Here is a 15,468-nt window from a genome sequence, read left to right on the forward strand (position 1 = left end):
CTTATTGAGCAGGGGATTCAGAATTGACCAGCTCCTTCAGCTTAGCGGTGAATGCTTCAGTAATTTTGGGAACCTGCCCGCCGCTTCTGGTAATTATACCCAATATGGCTTTGTCATGACTGAGTTGCTGCAGCGGAACCGATACTATGTGCTCCCGGTATATTTGGGGCAGAGCGTTCATTATAAAGTCCGGAGCGATAGTCACCGCGTCCCCTTTCACTACCATTTGGCATAATGTCTCCGTATTGTTGGTTACGAGGGCAATGCGGTTCGTGGGATGTGCTGCCATGAGATTGCGGGCAATTTTGCCGATATGCTCATCTTTATATAGTACAAATACTTCATTCTCCAGATCATCCGGAGAGATCGTCCGGTAAAAGCGCAACGGCGAGCTGGTGTTCATAATCAGTACCGCATTGCCTTCAACAATAGGAACCCAATCAAAGGCGGCATCCTGTTGGCTTATGCTGTATGCGATCAGCCCCAGATCGGAGGATCCTTCTTGTACCTGCTTCAATACAGTCTGCGTATCCCCCTCAATCATTTGCACCTTCAGGGTGGGGTATTTCTGCATGAGCTCCAGCATGACCTGAACCACCTGGGGCACGAAAACGGGAATGGCCGATATGGTCAGACTATCCACCTGCTCTTCTTTTAGACTGGCTAACCGGTTCTGCATCTGTTCCAGATTCTTGAGCATGGCAGCGGAATGCTGGAGAATCAGCGCCCCCTCCTTCGTGGGAGTCACGCCTTTCTTCGTCCGGTGAAAAATGACGGCGCCCATCTCATCCTCCAGCTGCCGGATCGCCTGGCTGATCGTAGGGACGGTCATATGGTGCGCCTCTGCTGCTTTGGTGAAGGAGCCCAGACTTGCTGCGGAGAGTAAATATTGCAATTGTGAAATATTCATGGAGTGCTTCATCCTTAAATTTTTATTTATGATACTAAATTATAATTAAATATCTTTTATAACTCAAATGAGGTACCTTGGAGTCAGGAGGTTGATCCCATGCGAAGCATACGAAGCTATCTAGTTGAACGGCTGCTGAAGCTCATGAAGAAGAAAATCGATGTAGATGAATACATGGAGCGCCGCAGACAAGTGAATGCTCTTCCATATGTTCTGCCTGCCAAGCTGGAAGCGAAGTATCAGATCACCAAAGACAGCCGCTTCCCGGTAGATACGTATATCTTGAAGTCTGCAAACAGCGCCGAGGCTAAGCACATTCTCTTCATTCATGGCGGGGGGTATGTTGAGCAGCCTCTGGTATGGCACTGGCGGTTCTTGCACAAGCTGACCCGTGAAGTGAACAGCACCGTGTACGTTCCAATCTATCCGAAAGCCCCCAACTATCAGGTTATGGATGCAGTGATGAGCGTTCTTAGTGTATACAAATCTCTTTTGGAAAAAGGGAAGCCTGAGCATATTATCATTATGGGTGATTCTGCCGGTGGGGGATTATCGTTGGCCTTCGCGCAATACCTGTCTGAGCAGAACTTGCCGCAGCCGGGACACATCGTCTTGTTGTCTCCTTGGCTTGACATTACCTTGAGCAATCCTGAGATCGTCAAGATGCTGGATCAGGAACCGATGCTGGATTGGGATTCGCTGGTTGAAGCGGGGAAAAGATATGCAGGGGATGTGCCAAGGACACACTATCTGGTCAGCCCTATCTATGGGGATCTTTCGAATCTGGGTCAAATTACACTGTTCATCGGAACCCACGAATTCTTCCTGCCCGATGCCCGTAAATTCAGAGACCTGGCCTCCCGGCAGTCTGTCAGCATTAATTATTATGAGTATCCGAAAATGAACCATGTCTTCCCGGTCTTCCCCATTCCTGAAGCCGGTCAGGCGTTGAAGCAGATTGTAGATATTATTTCAAAGCCTTAGTCCGGGAAGTTGCGGACTAAGGCTTTTTCGAAATATAAGAATTTATCTGTTCCACACGATAACTTATCCTTATATTTCTCGCTGAAACGGGTGCCGTCCTTAAAAGGACGGCAAAGCCGTTTCCGCTTGGGGCATTACACCTGGGTTTCGAACTCACGAACAGAAAGTATGCCGGCATTGATGCTCATAGACCCTAACGGTAGCTCTATCTCTCCCATGGAAAGATGCCCTGCTCAACATAACGTAATATTCCTTCCAGGTTACGCTGATCAGAGAACATTTCCCGGTTCGCTGCGAGTGCAATGGGGCGCGCCTGCTCGACCGAACCGTCCAGCTCTGCCATGAATTGCTTATAGCGTGTAATCCCCGGCTTGCCCAGACGCTTGAGACGCAGCAAATGCTTGCGCAGCAGCGAGTCGCTTGGGGCTTCGCAGGCATCCGCCAGCCCCCAGTCGCAGGCCTCCTGGGCGGAGAACGGCCGGGTCATCAGCGTCAGATAATGCGCCCGCTGACGGCCGGTCCTGCGGATCAGAAACGGCAAAACGCAAGCGGGAAACAAGCCGAACAACAGCTCCGACAAGCTGAACTTGGCGCCCGGATCAGCCAGGACAATGTCGCATGCTGCCGCAAATCCCACGCCTCCGGCGTTCACGGTTCCCCGGACATGCGCTACAGTGACGAACGGACCGTACGCCAGCCGTTGATACAGCTCATACAACGGTTCAGGGCTGCTCTCAAAGCCGGAACGGCCTGCCATAGCCTCATGAATTCCCTGGAAATCTGCACCTGTACAGAAGACATCCGGCAAGCCTTCCAGTATGACAACGGAAGCTTCTGCTTCATAGGCTGCAAGTGCATGCAGGCATTCCTCTACCAGCCTGTCGTTGATCGCGTTGTTTGCTTCCGGCCTGTGCAATTGCAGGTATAATACCTGATCCTCAATCCGGGTCCGTATGGTTTGTTCCTTCATAGAGTCCAGTTGCATCTCAAAACCTCCTCCGGCAATCCTGCATCTCTCTTTATATTTGAACTTAATCATTAAAAACGATTCCATTTATTGCTAACTTATTCCATTATCATCTATGATACTATGAAAATCACTTCTGGTCCAAGGGAAGCTGGACCGATGGATATCCGTATGCCCTGCTTACGTCGGAATGGTGAACAGGTGAGCAGATTCCGGTAAGATGAATTCTGAACCTAAGCATCCCGCTTACGATACAACAGGATCGCTGCTGTTATGAAGAGAAGTGTCCATAGTATGGATATGCCTGTCCCTTGCATTCGTGTGAGAGCATTGTGGGGATCTGCGGAAGGCGGCGCATACATGTAATAGCCAGCAGTATCTGGAAGATAGTCAGGCAGGTACGCTCCGGCCAATGGACTGACAATGAAATAATAACCGAGCAGGATCACCAGGGCGGGAGTCGTTCTTCTCCAAATAGCGCCTGCCGCTGCACCAAGCAGTGCGGTAAAGGTTAAATAGCCCGTGGCTCCTGCCAAGCTCGCAGCGATTAGATCTGGCTCAAGCCCAACTGCAGTGTCCCTCAGCATCAAGCTGGCATATAGCACTCCAGATGCGGCCATAAGGAATGCCGCAGGTACAGCGATCATAACCAATGCCAGATGCTTCACGGATAATTGCAGCCCGCGCCAGGGGAGTGCAGTAAGCGTCGTCCGAATTTGTCCCCCTGTGTACTCTGAAGCCGTGGCTGTTACTCCAAGCATCATGAAGCCTGCCTGGAGGTACCGCATGGAAGCCAATCCTGCACTAAGGATTGCTCCTTCCTGCAGGGCCACAGAAGTATAAGCCGCAGTCAATACCCACTGAGCAACGAATGTACCTGCGAGAATAAGCCATACCGCAGGCAAGGTGACTAACTTCCCCCATTCTGCACCAAGGATTCTTGTGAACTTCCTGCCAGCCTGGATATTCATGCGCCAACATCCCTTCTCTGGAAGACAATTGCGGCGATGGCAAGAAGGACGGCTACCCAGGCCAGCATCACCAGACCACCTGCTAGCGGGGTGTGGTAAGCGTCACTCATAGACATGAACATATCGATGCCTGCCCTGTCCGGTAAGTAATAGGCCAGCGTCGTCACCTTGGCGAGCAGGACGCTGAAGGATACCAGCGATGAATTGATCATCAGCAGAGTGAGCGGGATCATACCGTTCTTCGTCAGAACCGTGAAGCTGAAGGCAATTAGCGCAGTGAACATCCAGTATAAGGTGGCCCCGGCCAGTCTCGTCCACTCCATAGCCGGGGCGTATTCTCCGAGAATCAGGCGCGTTACCGGCACGATAGCCGCTATAGCCAAGCTGCACAGCAGGATGCTGACTACGCTCACCGCGGCTGCTTTTGCCAGGAGCACCTGAAGCCGGGAGGATACAGCCGTTAAGCTTGTTGTTATCTGCTGCCCGTGTCCGGCTTCGCTGCTCTCTGTTACATACTCACTGCTGACCGCCAGCACCCCCAGAAGAATGACGCCTTGTACTCCGAAGCCTAATCCAATAAAGCCTACTTCCGGCAGCCGGGTGCTGATACCGGCCAGGATATCCTCCTTCTCAGCGATACAGTCCAAAGCGGCAAAGGCCGCGGGTCCCAAGATTCCTATTAGGAAGGCCAGCCATATGCCCGGCAGGGAGAACAGCTTGGATAATTCCGCCTGAAGGGCCCTCATCGCAGATCACCTGCATGTTCCGAGGTTAGGGCGAAGAAAGCCTGCTCCAGCGTGGAATGGCTGCCGGTCACCTCTTCGAGTGTTCCATCCGCAACGATTCTCCCCTGCTTAATGATCACCACATCATCCACCGTCTCGGCAAGTTCGCCCATAAGATGACTGGAGAGCAGCACTGTATTCCCGGCTTCTGCACGTTGCCGCAGAAAGGTCCGAATCCAGCGGATGCCTTCCGGGTCAAGCCCGTTCACAGGTTCATCCAGAACCAGGAGCTCCGGGTCTGCAAGCAGCGCTGCCGCGATTCCCAGTCTTCTACCCATACCTAGAGAATACTGCTTCACTCTAGTGCCTGCTGCCTTAGTAAGACCAACGACATCCAGCACCTCTTCGACACGGGAGCGGGGCAGACCGGCGGCGCAAGCGATCCAGCGCAGGTGTGCCCGTCCTGTCCGCATCGGATGGGCTCCAGAGCCGTCCAGGGCAGCCCCAACGGTTCGCAGCGGATGCTGTAATTCTGCGAAGGGCTTGCCATGAATCAAAGCGCTCCCGGAGGTGGCATGATCCAGTCCGAGCAGGATACGGAGTGTGGAGCTTTTGCCGGCCCCATTGGGTCCCAGGAATCCTGTGACTCTTCCAGGTCTGGCCTCGAAGCTGATCCCGGATAGAATCTCCTGCGTACCACGGCGTTTGACTAAGTTATTGATGGTGAGCAACCATAACACATCCTTTCGTTATGGTGCTAAGTATACAGATGCAAGGTTACATCCCGGTGGGCAGACCGTTTACTTCTGGGTTAACTTCAGGTTACACTCTGCCAATGACTACACTTGTCCCCTCTTCGCTTGAGTTAAATTCTGCCTTCAGCTTCATTGTGTTCAGCATATAATGGATCGTCGACAGCCCCATTCCCGCTCCGCCATCGTATGTGGAATGATCCATGCCCTGGCCTCTGTCAGCGACAAGAATCCGTTCCTGCTGCACATCTACGGCAATATAAACATATCTGCCGCCTGCTGCATGGCGAATGACATTCTGGAACAAATTATCCAGCACCCGGGTCATCCATTTGGGATCTGCTGTCCAGTGAAAGGTCTCTTCTGCGGGTAGATCAACATCGACCTGAATGCCATGCTCTTCAAATACCGGATACCACGCAGCAACCGAGGCTCTTACCAGGCGTCCCATGTCTGTGGATGCAGGCTTGAAGGGATATTTGCCTGAGGTAAGCAAGGTATACGATAGCAAATCATCCATCAGCTCCCCGGTCCGGGTAATGGTCTGATTGATCTCGGCCAGGGAGCTCTGTCCCTCTGGACTCATCGGTTCTTGGCTCAGCCGGGTAACATGTCCCCGCATGATGGTCAGCGGCGTCCGCAGGTCGTGGGACATGTTGGCGATAAGCCGTTGCCGCAGCCCGGCCTCTTCCTGCTCCCGCCTGCGGCTGTCTTCCAGTTGCCGGATCATCCGGTTGAAGGAACCCCCTAACTGGTCTATTTCATCCATGCGATCCTTCTGAATCAGGACAGGCTCAGGCCATGAATCCGCAGTGGGAGCAGCGGACATAGCTTCCTGTAAGCGGTTCAGACGTTTGCGGAGTCTCCAGAAGAACAGCCAGGATAGAGCAACGAATGCTACAATGATACAAGTGAACATAAGCACTGTAATGTAAAACAGGCTCAGCGTATTGAATTTTGGCTCAGGCCCGGAGGTTCCAAAGAACGACGAGAAGACCAATAACACCAGCGGCGGGAGAAGGATGAACAGAAAATGCAGCTTTAGAAAATGGCGAAACAGGGATCGGGGCTGCTTCATAGCTTCACCCGGTAGCCGATTCCCTTCAGCGTCTCAATAATCTCCGGAGTCTCCGGGTCACGCTCCAGCTTCTGCCGCAGCCGGTGGAGATGCACCAGCAAAGTCTTGTCTCCAGGAATATAAGCTTCTTCCCAGACGGCTTCATAGAGCTGTTCCTTCGGCAGAACCTGGTTCGGATGGCGCAGGAAATACATTAAGATCTGATGCTGCTTCCCTGTCAAAATAATCTCTTCTCCTGTACGCTTGTCATAGATGGTCTGGAGCTTCGTGTCCACTTCGATGTGAGTGCCCAGTGTAATGCGGTCCGAAGAGATTCCGCCGCTCCGGCGGATTAATACCTCCAGCCTGGCCACTAATTCATCGGTATGGAAGGGCTTCGTCACATAATCATCTGCGAATTGTAAGCCCTCCACCTTATCATCGACGGACGTTCGGGCAGTTAAGAGCAACACAGGAACGGCGGGTGCCGCCTTTTTTAAGCGTTTGCCTACTGTGAATCCATCTAATCCAGGTAACATGATATCGAGAATAACGACGTCAACCTGCGCGGCCACTGCTTCGGCTCCTTCACCGGACAGCAGCCACTGTACCGTATATCCCCGCTGCTCCAGCTCCTCTTTGACCCAAGTGCCGATTCGCTCATTATCTTCAATATATAGTATGCTTGTTCTCAAGTGATTTCCTGCTCTCTATTAATCTCTGTTGCTCTCCCTTCCTATTATACTGGTTAATCAATTCATCCAATAGCATGGATTGCTTAAGGACAGCGGGATGCTGAAGATCATGATGTTTCTCGGCCAGCATGTGAAGCTGCTTCCGGGCACGTTCAATACGGATTTGCACAAGCATATTTCTGTTCGACATAAAACCCTCCCTTTATGCTATCATAGGATTTTATGTAAGATAATAGAATATTAGTTTAATTGCACAAAACAACCCCACAAAGTGAGGCTTTAGCTTTGAGGGTCAATCAGATACTTTGCGGGGAGCCCCGAATACAAAAAAATAGATGCCCCCGAAACTTCAGGAGCACCCCTGTATATTTTCGCGAAAATGATTTAAGTTCCCCAGCCATGCCCCATTGTAGTCACCAAGGTTAACGTTGTAGAAATAACAATTGAAACACTACAGAGCGTCAAGCAGAATAAAATCTTTTTTCGCATTGAGCTGATACACCTCACTTGATAGATTTTTGAATCTTTCCTGCTGTTCCTGATCTGCGAAATCTCTATATTCCTCAAAAAGTGTCATACAGGCAATCATATTTCTGCTGCTATTCATTGCAACTGATGTCTCCAAGGCTTGCAGTACTGTACTTAATGCCTGCTCCTTACTCTGGCTGTGATTGAAAAGATAAATTGCCAGCTCGATGAGCAGTTGCGCATAGTTCTCTTGCAAAATGGCCTGCTTGTAATCGCCACAATCTGTCGTGCCCGATTCATAGGGTATGTATGGTGCGAACCGCTCTAAGATGCTGTCGATATTAAGCTTAAATTCATTCGCCGCTTGAACCATATAACGCACTGCTACAAATATTTCATTCTCTTGAAGCGCTATATAGTCTGCATACTCATGGATTACATCCAATTCTCCGGACATTAAGCGGTACAGATAGGTGTTAGCAACAGCCCATTCTGTAAATTGTGCAGTGATCTGCCTGGATTGTTCATCGCTCTCCTGTACCCAGCGTTCGGTATTTGCATACAGCTCTACGAAGGATAAGGCCCGCCCGTAATCGCCGCTCGCTTCGCTGGCTGTAGCTCTGGCTAAATATGCATACAGGATGTAATAGTAGAAGGGATGCTCAGGACGCTTGAACCCTTCTTCGATGGTGTCAGACCGGCGGCCTTCCAGCTCATATTGAATGGATGCAACCCGGTGCATTTCCTTAGCGAGTTCATCTACTCTCTTCCACTTGTGTACCAGACCATAAATATGCATTAGCTGTTTCAGCGCATCGAGCTGATCGGCTGCGTCTAAGCGGCTTACATACAACTCAAATTGAGTGGCTGCACGTAACTTTTCCTCCAGATCCTGTTGTTCTTCTAAATCAATCTGAAAAATACGGTACTGACATAATGCTAACTGTTCGGAATGCTGATACTTTTCGGCTTCGCTCACACCCTGATACAATATCTTTGCAGAACTGCGTTTATTGTCCGAATAAAATTGCTCAGCGAATTCAAACAGTAAAGAGGCATAAGACAAATCCTCCAGCAGACGGTTCACAATCAGTTCAATACAATCCAAACGCCCCAGTTCCGCACACCGGAAAATAAACGGTCGTATCCGCCGCATGGAGACTACAAAAGAAAAGCATTCATGTACATAGTCTTCATAAAAATAATCTTCCGGCAGCTTCATTCCAGCAGTAATCGCAGCAAGCTGTGCCATAGAGATTGGATGGTTGCCTTTTAAGATCCGGCTGAGCGTACCTGAATTGATACCCGATAACTCCGCAAAATGTGAATGTATCATTTGATTGCTGTTCATGTACGTGAGCAGTTCTTCCCGGATAGAATTTACCAATCCCAAACCCACACACCTCCTTCCATAAAATAGGATTAGAAACATACAAGAAGTTGATACTAATGTTGAATCGAACGGTGAGTGATGATAAAGGGATATTTTACTATTTCATCCGTTTACATCTATTATTATATATGGAAAAACATTTTACGCAATATATTTCGTGTATTATAAAGCGTTAAATTAACTTGTTTCCTCCCCTATCATAAAAACATACCGAAACTATGAGGGAGATATTGCATTTTGAGGATAAAGGATGCACGGAAAGCCGCAGGGTATACTCAAGAATCCATCGTACATCAGATCAATGACACCATGAAATGCACCTTGCGCAACTACCAGAATATTGAGTACGGTGTGGTACTCCCGAATGTTACCCTGGCGCTGCTAATCAGTCACTTGTTTGGCGTTGATCCCCGTGAAATCGATGAATGGAAATACTCAAATCAGCGTGCAGATGCGGAGAAAAGTGGCAATTGAATTTCCATTGACCTATTTTTTCACGGCAATAAGGTTCATTTTATACGCAAAAAACCACCGATGAAGGCTCTACATCCGCCACCGGTGGTTTTTATTTTTACTGAAGCAGGTTCATTAATCCTTATAAATTCTCCTGTAGCTGTCACGCAAGCTGATCCCGTCTCCTTCCAACACCGTGACAGCATAATCCCCGAGCTCTTCCGAGTAATTAAAATGCACATTGGCACCCGTATCCATGAAGACGATCATGACATCCATGCTGCGGCATTGCTCCATGATCCCGATCCCGTTCCGGCGGGCAAAGTCCTCGAACTCACTCCAGTTGTAGAACTCATTCTCCTGCAGTCCACCCTCTGGAGCTCCCTTGCGGTGTTCCCCAATGAATTTCATATTCTCGCCCGTAAGCTGCAGCTGCTCATCATAAAAAATCTCCAGCAGCCAGCGCTTGAACTGAAAGCCCAATATTGTGCCTGTGATACTGCTGTGGCTTTCTTTGGTGGTGCACAGCATGAGCAACTCCGGGAACCGGAGGTTCTGCTGCCCCGGCAGCTTGAAGAACCCGCCTTGCTTCAGGTATTCGCTGACCGTACAGCCCATGCTCTCCATATCCAGGATCATGGGCTCAGCTATGATGCGGTTCAATTTTCTCTGATTGCCGTAACGGCTGGTGATCTGCTCCAGCAGATAATCGCCATGGTCCGCAGAGTATTGGAGAATAACCCGCAGTCCGTTGCTAAGCTGCACTCTAATACTCTTGCTGTTCTGTGTGCAGCGGACAATGGTCAGCCCCAACTCTGCCAGGTAATTCGGGAAGTTCCTCCATAGGTGCTTATCAATCCCAGTGATTCTTCGCCCTCTGCGGCTGAAGTCTAGCTGCGATCCGAAATAACCTTTACTATTGTAGATTACGATTACCCTGCATTGCCGGAACTCAAATTCCAGGCTGAGGCCGTGCTCACTTCTGGAGCTGGCTTGACAGTCAAGCATAAGCTCCTGAAGCGTCCGTCCGCGATTCTCCGGTATTTCTATATAACCGCCGTATGTTATGAAGTCATCAAGCTGGCTGAAGCTGCTTAATTTCTTGGAACGACTTATGTTCATCACCTCTTAGCTGCAATATCTATTTGTCTCGCACCGGAAAATACACCTGATAAGGCTCATACCCGATATCGCGGATTCTTCTGAGCTGGATGCCCGGGTCTTGACGGGTGGTTTTGAAGAAGTAACGCCAGCTCCCCCACTCCCGCTCGTTCTCCATGATGATCTCACCGGCTGAATCCGCTAACGGGGTGTACAGAATCCGTTCATGCTCAGTGATGCCAGCCAGCACTTCAGGACCATAACGGAACGCGCCGGTCTGCTCGTCGTCCGGCAGAGGGATGAAGCGGATACCTACGGGCAGAATGATGCTGATCCGGTCGCCGTCCTGCCAATTCCGCATTATGGTATAGAAGGCGGAGTGATCCGCAGATTTCCCATGCAACTGGTCGTTCACATAGATAACGGCCTCCGACATGATCCAGTCTGGTATCCGCAGGTGGATGGCGAATTCACGGTCAGCGCTGGTATGAACGGTGAAGTCATATTTTTTATAATCCGGCATATTCTCGTGCAGCGCTGTAATCTCGTTCAGCTCCTGCTGCCCAGCCGTGTTCGAGGAGTTCAGCATACTTCCGCTCATATAGTCCTGTGTCTGCTGAAGCCGCACGCCTGTGCCATGAATCTCTGTGGTCAGCTCTGAACGGAAATACTGGCAGACATACAGGTCATCCTGCTCCTGATAATAGATGCCTCTGTTCAGTGCAGCATTGGCCTGGACCATCGTTCCGTGGCAGCAGAAGAAGCTATCTGTTTCCGTGCTCCAGTCCTTCCGCAGCCCGGCCTTCATCGGCAGGAAATAGGTGAGCAGGCCGGTTGAAGGATTGCTGTGCTTATTGCCGGTCAGATGATATTCCTGATAGTATGCCTGCGCCATAATTCCGTTGTACATATTATATTCGATATACTGCGCATAGGCCGGATCTGAGGTATGCCGGAACAGAAATTCTGCCAGGCGGATCATATTATATACCGTACAGTGCTCCTGATTCTTGTCTCCGAGGCGGGCTTTGATCTTCATCTTCGGCATCCATACCTCACCGGCCGTGTTGCCGCCTGTGGCCAGCATTCCCCGCTCGGTGACCGCACATTTCCAGTACGCTGTAACAATATCCATCCAGCGCTGCTCGCCGGTGACCTCGTAAGCTCTGGCACAGCCAAGCACCTCAGGTATGGTTGTGTTGGCGTGCATGTTGGTCAAGGGGTCCTTATTCTCCAGCAATGGGCGGAACAGCCTGCCACGGTAATAACGCTCCAGCAGCGTCTTATATTTGGCATCTCCTGTAATCTGAAGCAGATCGGCCCACGCCTCCAGCATGCCGCCTGTTTCCATGTCGAGAATATCGTCGAATTTATCCCTGGTGAAGCCAGTGCTCCAATTCACGAACCAGTCGGCAAAATGGTCCGCAATCTCAAGCGCCTTGCTGCTGCCGGTGAACTGATACATGTCCACAAGTCCCATGAATAACTTATGAATATTATATTGCGGCGCCCAGATCGCCTTGCCTTGAGCTACCCAGTGCAGATATTTCTCGGGAATCGGCGCAGCCCATTGTCCGCCGTTGTCCTTCTGGCATTCAGCCAGCTCGTCCAGAATAAGGTCGGCCTTCACCTTAATCTCCATATCCCCGGTCTCATGATACCGGATCGCTGCCGCAGACAGCCAGTGCCCCAGGAAATGTCCGCGGATCTGGCAGACCGGTGTCTCCCAGCCCCCATGGGCATCCTCCGGGATGTCTCTCCCGTCATATCTCCCAGCCTCTACTTTATAGTTGAACAAAAGATTATCATTCGTAAGCTTCATCAGATACCGCCGGTTGGCGTCCTCTCTGCGCTTCAAATCATGGTCTTGAAGAACGACTTGCTTCCCCTTCAGCTCGATCATTAGTATAGGCTCCTTCATTATAATGACTTTGAATTCACACTGAAATTATAAAGAAGCCATCCGCTGAATCCAATGATGGATACGCATATAAAGTTGATTCATACGGCTTAATTGCATAAGCTCCGGGTGGAAATCACAGCTGCCTCAGATCCTCTTCGGTCAGGAACAGCGCTTTATGCTTTTTGCGGTTGTAGCTGATGCGGACAGAATCACCGACCTTAAGCGGAGTGAGGAAGGAAATGACTTGCTTAATCTCGACCTCCTTGAGCCGGCCTTCATCCTCGAACTCGACCACGAAGCGGACCATCGGCTGTTCGTTAACATACAGACCAGTCTCCTGCATACTCTTAATGCGGCCATGAACGATCTGCCCTGACCGGAGATGTTTGCTTCTTTTGTTGATCAGCATGCGTGGAAAAATAGCCATGCTTAGCAGCAAGAGCAAGGTAATCATGACCCATACTACCCAGTTGATGACAAGTCCTCCGCCCTGCTTGGCATAATTCAAGAAGCTTACGGGGGAGACCCGGGTATCTTTGTCTGTTATGAGCCAGCCCTCCACCTGCTGATTGGTGTATACGTTGGCCTTCCCGATCTCCAGATCGGCAGCTCCTACTTCCTGTTTGCCGCTGCTATAATAGAGCGTGCTGCTGCCGGATTGCTTATAGAACCGGGTGTCCGTAGCCTTGATATGGTCATACGCTAACTGCTTCAGAAGTGATGAGGCATCCTGAAACTGTCCGGTCCGTTCATTGAAAATATATCCTGTCACCTGCCCTTCCACTTCATCCTCTGCCGTAGATCCGGCGATTAGCACCTCATCGTCATTCAGCAGGAAGACACGGGCTTGATAGACCGGCTTCGGCACAGGAACAGCGGCTCCCCATTCCTTCTCGTTTCTGTTGTAGAAGGCAGCTATGCCCGGATAATCATCATGCACCCGGACCAGCTTGGCGTTATTGAAGCCAAAGACCTTGGCGAACTGTGCGCTGGCCCGGTCCTGCAGAGCGAATGAGGCTTCATCCTTCTGCCCCACCAGCACGGCAGGCTTGCCTGCCGTGTCCAGAATTCCGCTGACCAAGGCCGAACGGTTATCCTTCAAGCTGACCGAGAATAATGGGACCGACAGTTCATTCTGGAAGCTGCCTATCAACTCAGACATCCGGACCGGTCTGGCCGGGAGAAGCTTCTGCTTATCCAGGATCACCCGTTCCAGCTTGCCGTCCTTCACCTGGGCAATCACCCATTCGGAGTCCGTGATATTCCCGGCGGCAATTAATCTGCCCCGCCAGGAGAACGCATTCGAGCTCAAGGAGAACGGAATATGGAGCGTACCTTGCGACAGCTCCTCGATCTCGCCTGTGGGCCGGAAGAGATTCAGCATCAGTCCTGAGGTTTTGGTATAGATCGGGATGAGAATACCATCCTGCTGATAGGTGACGGGTCCCGGCTCGCTCTGGAAGCTGGTGGGGATGGTGGTCTGCCGGATCAGAGCCGCGGTAGCGGTGTCCCACACATATACGTCGTATTTCTCATCAAAGGTCTCTTCCTTGGACAGACCTAGTATCTGCTTGCCTCCGTCCAGCAGAAAGATTTGTTCCATGGCGGGGAAGTAGTCCTTCACATTCGTTAGATATTTTTTGTAGTCTTTCCAGGTGTAGAAGCTAAGAATGATAACTGGGATTAGAAAAAATAGATTCAATATCGAGACAGTGCGCTTCCTGTTCATCCTGTGTCTCCTCCTTCAGTGTCTGGTTGTATTCCCTCCAGGAATTGGGATTCTATGTATTAAACATATTACTATTTTTATCACTATCAACACAAATGAGAGCAGACCTCATATAGGGTATGAGAGTCTGCTCTTGATCATGTTGTCTGCTTAAAATATAGTATTAGACTGAATGTGCAGAGTACACGCGGCATTACGCATTACATAACCGCTAGACCCCGAAAAATAAGTATTGGACTGATCCCCAAAATCAAACCAGCGGCAGCCATAGACGGAAAAATAAAGTCCTAGACTGCCACTGGTTTAGTGAGCTATCGTACTCCGTTAACTCAATCAAGGATACAAACATACTTGCATGAAACACTCTTTTTCATCCCAAAAATGGGGTGGGACTGCAATAGTGAAATGAACGTAAAGTGTGGGATTCATCTAATAAATTTACTTACAGATGAGATCCCCCGCTTGCATCGAGCAATTGACCGGTTACCCAACGGCTGTCCGACGAAGCGAGAAAGGCAACAATATCCGCTACATCCTCGGGTTCTCCCCATCTGTTAAAGGTTGAAAGACCGGCCGCATATTTTTGCCCATTGGGATCTTGCAACGTCCCGGCATTCATCTCTGTGTTAATAATTCCGGGCTGGATGGCGTTTACCGTAATATTGCGGCTACCCAGCTGTTTAGCCAGAAGATGCGTAAATGTGTCGATGGCCCCTTTCGACATGCTGTAGGCGAACACACTTGGAGACGCTACGCGCGTCACAAAGGATGAAATATTTATAATGCGCCCTCCGTCTTTTAGACGCGGTAAAGCTTGCTGGGTAACAAAAACCTGTGCTTTGACGTTAACCTTCATCACCTCTTCAAAAGATTCTTCAGTTGTCTCATCTAGGCTAACTATTTGACCGATTCCAGCATTGTTGACAAGAATATCGAATCCGCTACCGCCAATACGTTCCCGAATGTCATCATCCAGTACCGCAAATAAATCATGAATGCCATCGAGAGTGCTCAGGTCAGCGCCAATCGCGCACGCGTTACCTCCGCTTTGCTCGATCTGGTGAACGACTGCCTCCGCTTCATTTCGTCTTTTTCCATAGTGCACGACGACAAATGCGCCCTCTTGTGCCAGACGCAATGCGATGCTGCGGCCAATTCCTCGGCTCGCTCCGGTTATTAAAGCGATTTTCCCCTCCAACTTACTCATGTTTTCATCTCCTTGTCCGAATTCAAATATAATTTTATCACAGGACAATATTTGAAATGTTGCTCTCTTATTCGGTTGCAAGGGGATGGCTACTGGTGGGTTTTTCCGTGGTTAATCTTAAACTATCCTGGTTTAATGGCCCTTCGTCAGTCT

15 protein-coding genes are annotated in these 15,468 nt (G+C 50.1%); 2 read left to right on the forward strand and 13 right to left on the reverse strand.

The genetic code is table 11. The annotated features are described in order from the left end of the window. Window position 1: 1 nt before the first annotated feature. Window positions 2–910, reverse strand: coding sequence for a LysR family transcriptional regulator (locus K1558_RS12625; protein ID WP_238651935.1), 909 nt, complete (start codon window positions 908–910; stop codon window positions 2–4). Between the two features lie 99 nt (window positions 911–1,009). Here K1558_RS12625 and K1558_RS12630 point away from each other — a divergent pair, with 99 nt between their 5' ends. Further along, the gene (locus K1558_RS12630; RefSeq protein ID WP_238651936.1) at window positions 1,010–1,894 is read left to right on the forward strand and encodes an alpha/beta hydrolase fold domain-containing protein; all 885 of its coding nucleotides are present in this window, start codon (window positions 1,010–1,012) and stop codon (window positions 1,892–1,894) included. A gap of 205 nt (window positions 1,895–2,099) precedes the next feature. Here K1558_RS12630 and K1558_RS12635 read toward each other — a convergent pair whose 3' ends face one another. The 8 genes from K1558_RS12635 to K1558_RS12670 form a co-directional block, all read right to left on the reverse strand. After that, window positions 2,100–2,864, reverse strand: a complete 765-nt coding sequence (locus tag K1558_RS12635) for an enoyl-CoA hydratase/isomerase (protein ID WP_238652062.1) — start codon at window positions 2,862–2,864, stop codon at window positions 2,100–2,102. Between the two features lie 230 nt (window positions 2,865–3,094). Further along, window positions 3,095–3,832: an ABC transporter permease gene (locus K1558_RS12640; RefSeq protein WP_238651937.1), complete on the reverse strand. Its 738-nt coding sequence runs from the start codon at window positions 3,830–3,832 to the stop codon at window positions 3,095–3,097. Then, entirely contained in the window at window positions 3,829–4,578 is a 750-nt protein-coding gene (locus tag K1558_RS12645) for an ABC transporter permease (protein ID WP_238651938.1), read from the reverse strand. The genes K1558_RS12640 and K1558_RS12645 overlap by 4 nt, the downstream gene beginning before the upstream one ends. After that, a complete protein-coding gene (locus K1558_RS12650) occupies window positions 4,575–5,288 on the reverse strand; it encodes an ABC transporter ATP-binding protein (protein WP_238651939.1) in 714 nt (237 codons plus the stop codon). The genes K1558_RS12645 and K1558_RS12650 overlap by 4 nt, the downstream gene beginning before the upstream one ends. Before the next feature lie 91 nt (window positions 5,289–5,379). Further along, a complete protein-coding gene (locus tag K1558_RS12655) occupies window positions 5,380–6,387 on the reverse strand; it encodes a sensor histidine kinase (RefSeq protein ID WP_238651940.1) in 1,008 nt (335 codons plus the stop codon). Next, entirely contained in the window at window positions 6,384–7,061 is a 678-nt protein-coding gene (locus K1558_RS12660; RefSeq protein WP_238651941.1) for a response regulator transcription factor, read from the reverse strand. The genes K1558_RS12655 and K1558_RS12660 overlap by 4 nt, the downstream gene beginning before the upstream one ends. After that, a complete protein-coding gene (locus K1558_RS12665) occupies window positions 7,036–7,251 on the reverse strand; it encodes an aspartyl-phosphate phosphatase Spo0E family protein (protein ID WP_338019691.1) in 216 nt (71 codons plus the stop codon). The genes K1558_RS12660 and K1558_RS12665 overlap by 26 nt, the downstream gene beginning before the upstream one ends. Before the next feature lie 261 nt (window positions 7,252–7,512). After that, window positions 7,513–8,922, reverse strand: a complete 1,410-nt coding sequence (locus K1558_RS12670) for a helix-turn-helix domain-containing protein (protein WP_238651942.1) — start codon at window positions 8,920–8,922, stop codon at window positions 7,513–7,515. A 237-nt stretch (window positions 8,923–9,159) separates the two neighbouring features. On the opposite strand from K1558_RS12670, the gene K1558_RS12675 reads away from it, so the two are divergent. Continuing rightward, window positions 9,160–9,396: a helix-turn-helix transcriptional regulator gene (locus K1558_RS12675; protein ID WP_238651943.1), complete on the forward strand. Its 237-nt coding sequence runs from the start codon at window positions 9,160–9,162 to the stop codon at window positions 9,394–9,396. Window positions 9,397–9,510: 114 nt separating this feature from the next. Here the strand turns inward: K1558_RS12675 and K1558_RS12680 are convergent, their stop codons facing one another. From K1558_RS12680 to K1558_RS12695, 4 genes are all read right to left on the reverse strand, one after another. Next, complete coding sequence (locus tag K1558_RS12680; RefSeq protein ID WP_238651944.1) at window positions 9,511–10,497, reverse strand: hypothetical protein; 987 nt, start codon at window positions 10,495–10,497, stop codon at window positions 9,511–9,513. A gap of 19 nt (window positions 10,498–10,516) precedes the next feature. Next, window positions 10,517–12,379 (reverse strand): beta-L-arabinofuranosidase domain-containing protein, encoded by a 1,863-nt coding sequence (locus tag K1558_RS12685; protein ID WP_238651945.1) that lies wholly within the window; start codon window positions 12,377–12,379, stop codon window positions 10,517–10,519. A 133-nt stretch (window positions 12,380–12,512) separates the two neighbouring features. Next, complete coding sequence (locus K1558_RS12690) at window positions 12,513–14,108, reverse strand: hypothetical protein (RefSeq protein WP_238651946.1); 1,596 nt, start codon at window positions 14,106–14,108, stop codon at window positions 12,513–12,515. A 442-nt stretch (window positions 14,109–14,550) separates the two neighbouring features. Next, window positions 14,551–15,315 (reverse strand): SDR family oxidoreductase, encoded by a 765-nt coding sequence (locus K1558_RS12695; RefSeq protein WP_238651947.1) that lies wholly within the window; start codon window positions 15,313–15,315, stop codon window positions 14,551–14,553. Between the last annotated feature and the right edge of the window lie 153 nt (window positions 15,316–15,468).

Source organism: Paenibacillus piscarius, from assembly GCF_022234545.1.
GTDB lineage: Bacteria > Bacillota > Bacilli > Paenibacillales > Paenibacillaceae > Paenibacillus_AQ > Paenibacillus_AQ piscarius.

Coding starts and splice junctions, on each gene's coding strand:
- K1558_RS12685 (WP_238651945.1), bottom strand. CDS start 12,379: ATGATCGAGCTGAAGGGGAAGCAAGTCGTTCTTCAAGACCATGATTTG.
- K1558_RS12625 (WP_238651935.1), bottom strand. CDS start 910: ATGAATATTTCACAATTGCAATATTTACTCTCCGCAGCAAGTCTGGGC.
- K1558_RS12665 (WP_338019691.1), bottom strand. CDS start 7,251: ATGTCGAACAGAAATATGCTTGTGCAAATCCGTATTGAACGTGCCCGG.
- K1558_RS12630 (WP_238651936.1), top strand. CDS start 1,010: ATGCGAAGCATACGAAGCTATCTAGTTGAACGGCTGCTGAAGCTCATG.
- K1558_RS12690 (WP_238651946.1), bottom strand. CDS start 14,108: ATGAACAGGAAGCGCACTGTCTCGATATTGAATCTATTTTTTCTAATC.
- K1558_RS12655 (WP_238651940.1), bottom strand. CDS start 6,387: ATGAAGCAGCCCCGATCCCTGTTTCGCCATTTTCTAAAGCTGCATTTT.
- K1558_RS12645 (WP_238651938.1), bottom strand. CDS start 4,578: ATGAGGGCCCTTCAGGCGGAATTATCCAAGCTGTTCTCCCTGCCGGGC.
- K1558_RS12695 (WP_238651947.1), bottom strand. CDS start 15,315: ATGAGTAAGTTGGAGGGGAAAATCGCTTTAATAACCGGAGCGAGCCGA.
- K1558_RS12640 (WP_238651937.1), bottom strand. CDS start 3,832: ATGAATATCCAGGCTGGCAGGAAGTTCACAAGAATCCTTGGTGCAGAA.
- K1558_RS12635 (WP_238652062.1), bottom strand. CDS start 2,864: ATGAAGGAACAAACCATACGGACCCGGATTGAGGATCAGGTATTATAC.
- K1558_RS12680 (WP_238651944.1), bottom strand. CDS start 10,497: ATGAACATAAGTCGTTCCAAGAAATTAAGCAGCTTCAGCCAGCTTGAT.